The organism is Streptomyces sp. NPDC127177 (genome assembly GCF_042672475.1).
Lineage (GTDB): Bacteria > Actinomycetota > Actinomycetes > Streptomycetales > Streptomycetaceae > Streptomyces.
Genome location: NZ_JBHXUW010000109.1, coordinates 1 through 11720 on the forward strand (window position 1 = coordinate 1; position 11720 = coordinate 11720).

Below are 11720 nucleotides of genomic sequence, written 5' to 3' on the forward strand. Positions count from 1 at the left end.
TCCGGAAGCAGTCGTTCCGGAGACCCGGCCACGGGCCGCATGAGCCGCACCACGACGGGCACACGTCGCGTGCGGGGCCGCCTGCCACCACCGGCGGGTCCCCGCCCCTGGACGCGGTGGCCACGGCGCTCGCCCCGGGCCGGGTCGTCCCGGTGGGCCGAGGTCACTTCGCGGCGCGGGCCCCGCACCTCTGCCGTTGGGAGGCGATGGAGGTGCGGGGCCCGCTGCGTCCGCGGCCGTCAGGAACTCAGCCCCGACGTGGCGGCCGGGGGAAGAATCCGCTGGTCCTCGCGGTGTACTCGGCGAAGCCGGGGCGCTCGGACATATGCCGTTCCAGCAGGGCCTTTCCGCTGCCACCGATGAGCAGGAAACTCATCAGCACGGGCGCCACGACCGTGGCCGCCGCAGCGGCCGGGGCCTCGCAGACGATCAGGAACAGGCCCCACCACACGCAGAAGTCGCCGAAGTAGTTGGGATGCCGGGTCCAGGACCACAACCCCCGGTCCATGATCCGTCCACGGTTGCCGGGGTCGGCCTTGAACCGGGCCAACTGGTGGTCCCCCACCGCCTCGAAGACGAGTCCCACCAGCCACAGCGCGACACCGGCCCAGGCCAGTGCGCCGACGGGGCCCCGCACATACCCGGCCGCCTGCACCGGCAGGGAGATCAGCCAGACGAGGGCGCCCTGGAGCAGGTACACCTTGCGCAGGGCGTACAGCGCGGGGCTGCCCGGCGCCCTGTCCAGCATCGCCGCATAGCGCGGATCCTCCCCGTGCCCCCTCCCACGGCGGGCGATGTGCCAGGCCAGGCGCAGCCCCCACACCGCGGTCAGCACGGTGATCAGGAGCCGCCGGGTGCCGTCTCCCCCACCGCCGTCCGACATTCCGTACGAGACGAGCGCGACGGCAGTGAAGCCCAGCCCCCACGCGATGTCCACGACGCGGTGCACGCCCTTGTACAGCGCGACGGCGAACGTGACGAGCATGACCGCGAGCGCGGCGCCCGCGCAGGGCGCGAGGCCCTGTGCGAACGCCGCCCATCCGAAGCCGTTCATCCGGCGGCCCCGGCCGTCGAACCGGCGGCGCCCCCGGGCTCCGCGTACCAGCCGGACCGGGTGGCGGGCATCGCGGCGTTGCCGGTCACCTCCGGCCGTACGGAGAGGATCTGGTCCACGCCCATCCGCCGTTCCTCGAAGGCGAGGGCGCCGCCGGCCAGATACAGCCGCCACACCCGCACGGTCTCCTCGCCGACGAGATCCGTGAACTCCGGCTGGTTCAGCTCCAGGGTGCGCCGCCACGCGTCCACCGTCCGGACGTAGTGCTCGCGCAACCCCTCGACGTCGCGCACCTCGAGTCCGGCGCCCTCAAGCAGCGCGACCGTCTCGCCGAGCGGACGCATGTGCATGTCGGGCGCGATGTACGACTCGATGAACGCGCCGCCGCCCGGGGCGTCGCGGCCGCGAGACATCTGCTGGACCAGGACCCGGCCGCGCGGCCTGACCATGGCGTGCAGCGTCGCGGTGAAGGCGGGGTACTCCGCGTCACCGACGTGTTCACCCATCTCGACCGTGGACACCGCGTCGTATCCGCCCTCGTGTCCCGGCGCCCTGTCGATGTCGCGGTAGTCGCAGCAGCGGACCTCGACCAGATCCTCCAGGCCCCGTTCGGCCACCTGCGTCCGCACGTGCGCGGCCTGTTCCGCGGCGAGCGTGACGGCGGTGACGCGGACCCGGTGCCGCTCTGCCGCGTACAGGGTCAGGGATCCCCAGCCGCAGCCGATGTCCAGCAGCCTGGAGCCGGGGCGCAGATCCAGTTTGCGGCAGATCAGTTCCAGCTTGTCCCGCTGCGCGTCGGCCGGGCCGTAACCGGGTGCGTCGCTGGTCCAGTAGCCGCAGGAGTAGGCCATCGTCTCGTCGAGGAGCAGCGCGTAGAAGGCGTTGGAGAGGTCGTAGTGGTGGCTGATGGCCGCCCGGTCGCGGGACTTGCTGTGCAGGACGCCGTGGAGTCCCGCACGGGCGGCGGGGACGGGCGGCCGGGGGCCCACCGCACCCAGGCGCACCGCGGTGCGCGCCGCCCGCAGACGGTCGCCGATGCCGGGCCGCGGCGGGCGCAGACCGCGCTCGCGTACGGCGAGCCGCATCGCCCGCAGCCCGTCGGCCAGGTCCCCCTCGATGTCGACGTCGCCGGTGATGTACGCCTCGGCCAGGCCGAGTTCACCCGGCTCCCACAGCAGCCGGCGCAGCGCCCGCCGGGAGCGCACGTGGACCAGGGGGCCGTCTGCCGCGCCGGTCTCGCTGCCGTCCCACATCCGCACCCTGACCGGGAGCGCCCCGCCAAGCAGCTGCTCGACGAGGGGCTCCAGGCGCTGGGCCGCGCCGTTCGCCGTCCGATTGCCGGTAAGTGTCATCACGCCGTTTCCTGACGGGTCAGCAGCAGTTGCCGCACATGGAGGTAGCCGGAGCGGAATCCCGCCTCGGAGTAGGCCAGGTAGAAGGTCCACATGCGGCGGAACACCGCGTCGAAGCCGAGTGCGTCGACTTCCGCGGCCCGCTCGGTGAACCGTTCCCGCCACAGCCGCAGCGTCTCGGCGTAGTGCGTGCCGAAGTCGTCGCAGCGGTCGATGCGCAGGGCGGTGTGGCGGGCCGTGACCTGCTCGATCGCCTCGACGGACGGAAGGAGTCCGCCGGGGAAGATGTACTTGTGGATCCAGGTGAAGGTGGTGCGGGACGCGCGCATCCGGTCGTCCGGCATGGTGATGGCCTGGAGGGCGATACGGCCGCCGGGCGCCAGTCTCTCCTCCAGGGTGCGGAAGTAGACCGGCCAGTACTCCGCGCCGACCGCCTCGATCATCTCGACGCTGACCACGGCGTCGTACTGTCCCTCGATCTTCCGGTAGTCGCAGAGCCGGACCTCGGCCCGGTCCTCGTACCCGGCCTCCTTGATCCTTCGCCGGGCCAGGTCCCGCTGTTCGCCGGAGAGCGTGACGGAGACGACGCGGGCGCCGCGGGCGGCGGCACGGATCGCCAGTTCTCCCCAGCCGGTACCGATTTCGAGGAGTTCGGTGCCCGGCCCGACACCCGCCAGGTCGAGCAGCCGGTCGATCTTGCGGTGCTGGGCGGCGGGCAGCGCCTCCGGGTCCGCGGGGAAACTGCGGAAGACGGCGGAGGAGTAGCTGAGGGTCTCGTCGAGGAAGAGCGCGAAGAGCTCGTTGGACAGGTCGTAGTGGTGGCTGATGTTGTGCCGGGCGCCCTCGGGGGTGCCGAGCTGCTCCTGGGGACGGCGGCCGGCCCAGAGTCCGCGCAGCTTCTGCAGGGGCTTCGGGATCAGGGTGGCGACGTGGTCGGCCAGGACGGTCAGGACGCCCACCGGGTCGGGTGAGTCCCACTCCCCCGCCATGTACGACTCACCGAAGCCGATCAGGCCGTTCACCCCGATCCTGCCGAAGAAGGCGGCGGGATCGTGGACGTCCAGCAGGGGGCCGCCGAGTCCGATGTCCTCCCGCCCGGCGAGCCGGGCGCGGAGCGGGAGCCGGGCCAGTGCGCGGCTTACGACCCGTTCGGCGACGGCGGTCCGCGCCCACGACGCGCGGGGCGGGCTGGCGACGTCGGGCCAGCGCTCGGCATCGGTGCCGGGGGCGGCCTGCACCGGGAGCGGCATGGCGGGGGACGGGGAGTGGGACGTGGACACGCTCACTGCATTCCTTCCTGAGTGGTGTGGCGGGGACGGGGCCGCACGGGCAGTCCGCGCAGCCAGAGGCGGATCCCGTGCAGCCGGATGGCGGCCGAGACGACCGCCGTGGACCAGGGGTGGCGCAGCGCCAGCCGGAGCAGTACGCGCGGGGTGACCGGGCGCCGCACCCCGCGGACCGTGGCGGTGAAGGGCCGGGTGCCGGACCGTTCGAGGTGGATCGTCAGGCCGAGCCGGGGGCCGGGCTCGGGCAGCCGCATCCGGTAGGAGCCGTCGACGTCGAAGAACGGCGAGACGTAGAACTCCTTGTCGGTGGAGGCCCGGCCGGCGGTGTCCGGGTGGAGCAGGTAGCAGTGGCGTTCGCCGTAGGTGTTGTGCACCTCGGCGACCGTGCAGAGCGGGGTGCCGTCGGCGCGGCGGCACCAGTAGACGGTGAGCGGGTTGAAGACGTGGCCGAACACTCGGGCCTGGGTGAGCATTTGCACGGTTCCGTCGCCGAGGTCCACGCCGTTGGCGGCCAGGAACCGGCTCAGACCGGCCCGGATGGTCGGGGCCGTGCCGCCGAAGTGGTCGCGCGGGTCGAAGCGGGCCAGCGGGCGCAGGGCGGCGGGCAGGGGCGGCGGCCCGTCCGGGTCGATCAGCCACAGGTAGGTGCGGTGCCGGAAGGCGTAGGTGCTGGGCGCGGACCGTACGTGGGCGATGGTGCAGGGGTAGAGGGCGTTCACCAGTCCACCCCCAGGGCTCGGGCCGCGTCCGCCCCCGAACGGCAGCCGTCCTCGTGGAATCCCCAGCCGTGGTACGCCCCCGCGTAGGCGGTGAGCGGTCCGGACAGGGCGGGCAGCTCGGCCTGCGCGGCCACCGACTCGGGCGTGTAGACCGGGTGTTCGTACACCATGCGGGCGCGGACCAGGCCGGGGGCGACCCGGTCGGCGCCGTTCAGCGTGACGACGAAGGTCTCCGGGGCGTCGATCCGTTGGAGCCGGTTCATGTCGTAGCTGACGGTGACGTGGTCGGCGCTCGCGGCGCAGGACGGCATCAGGTAGTTCCAGGAGGCGCGGGCGCCCCGGGCGCGCGGCAGCAGCCGGGTGTCGGTGTGCAGGAGCGTGGGGTTGCGGGAGTAGCGGAACGCGCCGAGGGTGCGGCGCTCCTCGTCGGTGGGGTCGGCGAGGAGCCGCAGTGCCTGGTCGGGGTGGGTGGCGATGACGACCGAGTCGAACGGTTCGGTGGTGTCGTCCGCGGTGACGATCTCGACGCCGTCCGGGTGGCGGCGCACCGCGCGGACCGGGGTCGCGGTGCGGACGGCACCGAGCCGTTCGGTGACACGCTCGACGTAGGCGCCCGATCCGCCGGTGACGGTCCGCCACGCCGGGGAGCCGCCGACCGAGAGCATCCCGTGGTGGTCGAGGAAGCGGAAGAGGTAGCGGGCCGGGTATCGCATCGCGGTCACCGGGTCGCAGGACCAGACGGCGGAGACCACGGGTGTCAGGAAGTGGGCGGTGAAGTACGGGGAGAAACGGCCGCGGTCGGCGAATTCGCCGAGCGTCATGGTGTCCGCGTCGGGGCCGCCGTCCGTCAGGAGGCGCCGGGCGGACCGGTGGAAGCGGGGCACGGCGGCCAGCATCCGGAGATGGTCCGGGTTCCGGGCGGCTGCCGGCCGGGCGAGGAGACCGGCCGGGCCGCGCGCGCCCGCGTACTCCAGTCCGCAGCCCTCGCACCGCACGGACATGCTCATCTCGGACTCCTGCGTGGCGACCCCGAGCTCCGCGAAGAGCCGCAGCAGATGCGGGTAGGTGCGCCGGTTGTGGACGATGAAGCCGGAGTCCACCCGGTGGATCCGGCCGTCCGACGCGGGGAGCTCATGGGTGTGCGCGTGGCCGCCCACCCGGTCGTCCGCCTCGAACAGCGTCACGTCGTGGGCCCCGCGCAGGATGTGCGCGGCGGTGAGCCCCGCCACCCCGCTCCCCACGACGGCCGTCCGTCGCCGCTTGCCTGTCATGCCGCTCCCTCCGAGCACCGGCCCCCTTCACTCCTCCTTCCGTTTCCGGAGGAGCGGCGGATGCCTCTCGGAAGTGATTCGTTACAGGTCGCGCCGTGGATTGGGCGTGACCGGCTCTCATTCATTCGGGTGACAGACCAATCCGCCGGGCCACCGGCGACGAATCCCGGTTGTGAACGAAGATCAGAGCAATGCGAAGGACGGGGCCCACGGGTCCCGGCGATCCCGCTGGGTGCGTGCCGCGTGCGCCGCACTCAGCGGTCTGATCGCCGGGTTCTGCGCCCTGGCCGTCGCCGAGTTGGTGGCGGCGGTCGTCCGGCCCGAGGCGGGGCCGGTGACGGCGGTGGGCGGTGCGGTCATCGACCGCACTCCCCCGGCGCTCAAGGACTTCGCCGTCCGGCACTTCGGCACCAACGACAAGCTCGTCCTGGAGCTGGGCATCCTGCTCCTCCTGGCGGGCTTCGCCGTGGTGGTCGGGGTGCTGGCGCTGCGGCACCGGACGACCGGTTCGGCTGCCGTATTGGTCTTCGGCGTGGTCGGGGCAGTCGCCGCGGTGGGGCGGCCGGAGGGACGGCTCTCCGACGCCCTGCCCTCGGTGGTGGGTGCCGTACTGGCCGCGGGAGTGCTGTATTTCCTGGTCGGACGGCTGTCCCCGGCATCCGGTCCCTCCCCCGCGGCTGGCGGGAGGGGCGGGGAGCCGGCGTACGGCACCTTCGACCGGCGCGGTTTCGTCATCGCGGCGACCGCCGCGGCGGCGGCCTCGACCGGCGCCGGCCTGCTGGGACGGCGGCTCACCTCGGCCGTGCAGGCCGGCGCCACGGCATCACGGCGGGACCTGGTGCTGCCCGTACCCGACTCGGCGGCACCGGCCGTACCGGCGGGCGCCGATCTGAGGATCCGGGGCCTGAGCTCGTTCGTCACACCGAACAAGAGCTTCTACCGGGTGGACACGGCGCTGGTCGTCCCGCGCATCGACGCGGACGAGTGGCGGTTGCGGATCCACGGCACGGGCGTCAAGCGCCCGGTGACGATCAGCTTCCAGGATCTGCTGCGCCGCGAGATCATCGAGCGCGACATCACTCTGACCTGCGTCTCCAACGAGGTGGGCGGACCGTACGTCGGCAACGCCCGGTGGATCGGCGTGCGGCTGGCCGATCTGCTGCGCGAGGCCGGGGTGAAGCCGCCGTCCAGCGGCGGGCCCGCCGACCAGATCATCGCGCGCTCGGTGGACGGCATGACCATCGGCACTCCGGTGGAGACGGTCATGGACGGGCGTGACGCCCTGCTCGCCCTCGGCATGAACGGTGAGCCGCTCCCCTTCGAGCACGGCTTCCCGGTCCGGATGGTCGTCCCCGGCCTTTACGGATACGTGTCGGCCTGCAAATGGATCAAGGACATCGAGCTGACCACGTTCGACGACTACGACGCGTACTGGGTCAAGCGGTCCTGGTCCCGGCAGGCGCCCATCAAGACCGAGTCCAGGATCGACACCCCCCGCCCGTTCGCCTCCCCGAAAGCCGGCACGATCCCGGTCGCCGGGGTCGCCTGGGCCCAGCACCGCGGGATCTCGCGGGTCGAGGTCCGGGTGGACGGCGGCGGCTGGCACGCCGCGCGGCTGGCGGCGGAGGACGGTCGGGACACCTGGCGGCAGTGGGTGTGGGAGTGGCCGGCCACCTCCGGCAACCACACCCTCGAAGTCCGCGCGACGGACCGCACCGGCGCCACCCAGACCGACCGGCGGGTCGGCACCGTACCCAACGGTGCGACCGGCTGGCACTCGGTGGTGGTCGACGTGTCCTGAGCGGACACCGCCGCGCCCCGGCCCTTGTTCCCGCACCGGGCCCGCTCCGGCCCGCACACACCCCAACAACCTTACTGACAGCAACCGAACCATCACTTACGGAAACCAGGAGAACATCATGAAGGTCAACCACATCCGTCGCGCCGCCGTCGCCGTCTCCGCGGCAGTGGTCCTCCCGCTGGCCCTGTCGGCCTGTTCCAGCGACTCCAAGGACAGTGCGTCCGGCTCCACCGCCAGCTCGGCCAAGGCATCGGCACCGGCCTCCGCCGACGACTCGATGAACATGGACAAGCCCTTCGGTCCGGGCTGCGCCTCCGTGCCGAAGGACGGCGCGGGCTCCTTCGACGGGATGGCGAAGGACCCGGTCGCCACGGCCGCCTCGCACAACCCGGCCCTGTCCACCCTCGTCACCGCGGTGAAGAAGGCCGGCCTGGTCGACACCCTCAACAACGCGCAGAACATCACGGTGTTCGCCCCGACCAACGACGCCTTCGCCAAGATCCCGAAGGCCGACCTGGACAAGCTGCTGGCCAACAAGGCGGAGCTGACCAAGGTGCTCACGTACCACGTGGTCGGCAAGAAGGTGACGCCGAAGCAGCTGGAGAACGGCTCCTTCGACACCCTGGAGAAGGGCAAGCTGACGACGTCCGGTTCGGACATGAACTACACCGTGAACGACTCGTCGAAGGTCGTCTGCGGCAATGTCCCGACCGCCAACGCGACGGTCTACATCATCGACACGGTCCTGATGCCCCCGAAGTAGAAGCCCCCTGAGCACAAGCAGCGGGCAGCGCGGGCCGAAGCCCTCGCACCCCGGCAGCCGGCCGGGTGTGCGAGGGCTTCGGCCCGTACACACCGCCGGCACCGTCCGCCCTCCCTATGCTGACCCGATGGGCTTCCTGAGCAGGCAGGACCGGGTGACGGGCGCGGTTGTCGGATCGGCGGTCGGTGACGCGCTGGGCGCACCCTTCGAGTTCGGTCCGCCGGGTGTCTACACGTCCCGCTTCCCGGACGGAACCGGGACGATGTGCGGTGGCGGTGGCTGGGACCCGGGCGAGGCGACCGACGACACACAGATGGCCGTGCTGGTCGGGGAGTCCCTGCTGGAACGCGGGGGTCTCGACCTGCCCGATCTCTTCGACCGGTTCCGGCGGTGGGCCGCGGGCGAGCCGAAGGACATCGGGCTCCAGACGGAGGACGTACTGACCGGCGGTGACCCCTGGGACATCGCGGCGGCGCTGCACTTCCAGGTCAACGGCCGTGCGGCGGGCAACGGTTCACTGATGCGCGCCGCCACCTCCGCCGTGTACTTCGCCCGGCCCGGCCGCACCGCCACCGGTGCGCCGGCGAAGGACGAGGCAAGAACGCAGGACGGGGCACGCGCGGCGACCATGGACGCGGCCCGCCGGATCGCCGCCCTGACGCACGGCGACCGGGCGGCCTGGGAGGGCACCGCAGTTCTGCACGAACTGATCCGCACGGCCCTGGACGGAGCCGATCCGCTCGCAGCCGTCCCCGGCACCCTGGCTGCCGTGGACGCGGACCACCGCGAGCGCTGGACCACCGCCCTCGCCCCCGACTGGCACCCGGGCGAGGCGACCGAGTTCAACGGCGCCGTCTGGCCCTGTCTGGGCACCGCGCTGTGGGCGCTGCGCACGACGCGGTCCTACGAGGACGCCCTCGCGGCGGCGATCGACGTGGGCGGGGACACCGACACCGTGGCGGCGGTGACCGGTGCGCTGGCGGGCGCGGTGTACGGATTCGGCGCGATCCCGTCACGGTGGACCGGGCCCCTGCACGTACCGCTGCCGGGGTACGGGGACCGGGTGCTACGGACCCCGGATCTGACGGCGCTGGCCGAGAGGTTGGACGGCGACCGGCGCGATGCGATTACTACTGAAGTTCCGCCACCTTGAAGCTACACATAAGGGACAAATAAGAGCAGAATGGCATAGCAGGCCGCTTATCGCACAAGGCGCGTCCTGGCCTGCGGGAGCGAAGGAGACGAACCTCATGTCAAACGTCTCGCACGCCGGCCAGGATCTGGCCGGACACCCTGATGCCTCCGAAATGCGCGACCGATACGCCCGTGTGATGGGCGGCCGCGATGTGGCACTCGTGGACGGACCGGTGTTCCTGGTCGGCCTGTACTGCGCCATCTCACCCTGGGTGCTGCACTTCACCACGAGCCAGACCACCCTGGTGACCCACAACCTGATCATGGGTATCGCGATCGCCGTGCTCGGTCTCGGGTTCACCGTGATGCCGCAACGGATGTACGGCCTGAGCTGGGCCATGTGCGCCATGGGCGCCTGGATGATCATCTCGCCCTGGGTGGTGGGAAGCAGCCCGGACATGGGCGTCGTACTCAACAACGTCATCATCGGCGGACTGACCGCCCTGCTCGGGCTGATCTGTGCGGGTGCGTCACTGAAGAGCAGCCGCCACCGCTCGTAGAAGGCGCCCGTCAGGCTGCGCCGGCCCGCACCGCGAACCGTTCACGGTGCGGGCATCGGCTTGCCCGGCGGTGGCACGGTCCGCACCCCCGCGCTCCCGGGACGCGTGCGGCGACCACAACTATTCATCTGTCTCACGGGTCTTGTGGGTTGACGGCGGCCACCGGCGCCCTCGGGAAGCCGGTGGCCGCACAGGGGAAGCACACGACGGGAGTGGGCACATGGCGCGGCATCTGATGGCGTGTACGGCTCTGGCGACGGCGGTGGTGGCAGGGGTCCTGGTGGCGCCCGCGGCCTTCGCGGCACCGGATCTCGGGACGACGGAGGCGTCGCAGACCCCTCGCAAGGCCTCGGCACCCGGCGACGTGGACGGCGACACGTTCGGCGATCTCGCCGTGGGCGCTCCGGAAGGCACCGTCGCGGGGTATGCGAAGGCGGGTTACGTCTCGCTGGTCTACGGCAGCGCCCAGGGCGTGCGGGTCACCCGGCACAAGGGCATCACCCAGGACACGGCCGGTATCCCGGGCGTCCCCGAGGCCGGTGACCGGTTCGGCTCGTCGGTGGCCATGGGCGACGTGGACGGCGACGGGTACACCGACCTGGTGATCGGTTCGGGCGGCGAGGCCATCGGGACCGTGGCGGGGGCGGGCGCGGTGACGATCGTCTTCGGTGCCAAGGGCGGCCTCGGCTCGGACGCCATCGCGTTCCACAACCCGAAGCCGGCCGCGCGTGCGGGGTTCGGCGACAATCTGACCGTCGGCGACTTCGACCACGACGGGCGGGACGACATCGCCGTCTCCACCGGCACGAAGGTGAACGTCGTACGCGGCGCGAGCAATCTGCGTGACATCGACGAACCGGCCATGACCGCGTACGCACCGCCTGGCGGCGGCGCCGGAATGGGGCCGATCGCCTCGGGGGACATCAACGGCGACGGATACACGGACCTCGTCACACAGGCCTACTCCGACGACGGGGCCGACGAGGGGACCCTCGGCGTACTGCCGGGTTCGGCACAGGGGCTGAAGACGGCACCGATCGGCCGGGCGGGCCTGCCCTTCACCGGCTACAGCGTCGTGACCGGTGACATCACGGGCGACGGCCGGGACGACGTGGTCGTGGACACCACGGGGTCCGACGGCCCCGACGAGTTTCTGCTGCGCATGTTCCCGGGCACCGCCGCCGGTCTGGGCAAGGGCGTTCCGTACGGAGGTCCGGTCGAACCGGGCACCGCGGGCGTGCTCGCCGACACCGACGGCGACGGGCACGCGGACCTGGTGACCGCGGTCACCGGCGCGCCGGACTCCGACGGCATCCAGAACGCCGGCGAGCTGACTGTCGTACCCGGGACATCGGCCGGTCTGAACGCGGCACGTGCACGGAAGCTCAACCTGGACACGCCCGGAGTGAGCGGGGTGATGGAGGGCAACGACCAGTTCGGGCTGTCGGTGACGGCCGGGGACTTCGACGCGGACGGCCGGGCGGACCTGGCCGTGGGCGCACCCGGCAAGTATCTGCAGACGGGTGCGGTGAGCGTGCTCCCCGGCTCGGCGTCGGGACCGACCGGGACGGGCTCGATCCTCTTCACGCCGGAGTCCCTGGAACACCCGGCCGTAAAGGCGCGCTTCGGCGCAGCCGTCGGATCGACGACACGCACCGGCCCCTCCGGCAGCTGAGAAGCGCACGACCCAGCCCGCCGAGGATCGAGAAGCAAGCGTACGAACCAGCCCGCCGGGGATCGAGAAGCAAGCGTACGGACCCAGCCCCTCCGGCGATTGAGG

General features: G+C 72.0%; 10 protein-coding genes. 5 read left to right on the forward strand and 5 right to left on the reverse strand.

All coding sequences use genetic code 11. The features are described 5' to 3' along the window. Positions 1 to 247: 247 nt before the first annotated feature. From ACFVJX_RS35480 to ACFVJX_RS35500, 5 genes are read right to left on the reverse strand one after another with little or no spacing between them, the layout of a single operon-like run. Positions 248 to 1054 carry a DUF1295 domain-containing protein gene (locus tag ACFVJX_RS35480; protein ID WP_384136669.1) on the reverse strand — a complete coding sequence of 269 codons (807 nt, stop codon included), beginning with the start codon at positions 1052 to 1054 and terminating at the stop codon, positions 248 to 250. Further along, positions 1051 to 2406 (reverse strand): class I SAM-dependent methyltransferase, encoded by a 1356-nt coding sequence (locus ACFVJX_RS35485; RefSeq protein WP_384136680.1) that lies wholly within the window; start codon positions 2404 to 2406, stop codon positions 1051 to 1053. Before ACFVJX_RS35485 ends, ACFVJX_RS35480 begins: the two co-directional genes overlap by 4 nt. Then, positions 2406 to 3656 carry a class I SAM-dependent methyltransferase gene (locus ACFVJX_RS35490; RefSeq protein ID WP_384136682.1) on the reverse strand — a complete coding sequence of 417 codons (1251 nt, stop codon included), beginning with the start codon at positions 3654 to 3656 and terminating at the stop codon, positions 2406 to 2408. Before ACFVJX_RS35490 ends, ACFVJX_RS35485 begins: the two co-directional genes overlap by 1 nt. A gap of 32 nt (positions 3657 to 3688) precedes the next feature. After that, positions 3689 to 4414 carry a DUF1365 domain-containing protein gene (locus ACFVJX_RS35495; RefSeq protein WP_384136683.1) on the reverse strand — a complete coding sequence of 242 codons (726 nt, stop codon included), beginning with the start codon at positions 4412 to 4414 and terminating at the stop codon, positions 3689 to 3691. After that, positions 4408 to 5682: an NAD(P)/FAD-dependent oxidoreductase gene (locus tag ACFVJX_RS35500; protein WP_384136671.1), complete on the reverse strand. Its 1275-nt coding sequence runs from the start codon at positions 5680 to 5682 to the stop codon at positions 4408 to 4410. Before ACFVJX_RS35500 ends, ACFVJX_RS35495 begins: the two co-directional genes overlap by 7 nt. 232 nt (positions 5683 to 5914) lie before the next feature. On the opposite strand from ACFVJX_RS35500, the gene ACFVJX_RS35505 reads away from it, so the two are divergent. The 5 genes from ACFVJX_RS35505 (at position 5915) to ACFVJX_RS35525 (ending at position 11615) form a co-directional block, all read left to right on the forward strand. Next, a complete protein-coding gene (locus ACFVJX_RS35505; RefSeq protein ID WP_384136685.1) occupies positions 5915 to 7483 on the forward strand; it encodes a molybdopterin-dependent oxidoreductase in 1569 nt (522 codons plus the stop codon). Positions 7484 to 7601: 118 nt separating this feature from the next. Then, entirely contained in the window at positions 7602 to 8246 is a 645-nt protein-coding gene (locus tag ACFVJX_RS35510) for a fasciclin domain-containing protein (RefSeq protein ID WP_384136672.1), read from the forward strand. A 127-nt stretch (positions 8247 to 8373) separates the two neighbouring features. After that, positions 8374 to 9399, forward strand: coding sequence for an ADP-ribosylglycohydrolase family protein (locus tag ACFVJX_RS35515; RefSeq protein WP_384136674.1), 1026 nt, complete (start codon positions 8374 to 8376; stop codon positions 9397 to 9399). Positions 9400 to 9496: 97 nt separating this feature from the next. After that, a complete protein-coding gene (locus tag ACFVJX_RS35520) occupies positions 9497 to 9940 on the forward strand; it encodes an SPW repeat protein (protein ID WP_384136676.1) in 444 nt (147 codons plus the stop codon). Positions 9941 to 10160: 220 nt separating this feature from the next. Continuing rightward, complete coding sequence (locus ACFVJX_RS35525) at positions 10161 to 11615, forward strand: FG-GAP-like repeat-containing protein (RefSeq protein ID WP_384136678.1); 1455 nt, start codon at positions 10161 to 10163, stop codon at positions 11613 to 11615. Positions 11616 to 11720: the final 105 nt, after the last annotated feature.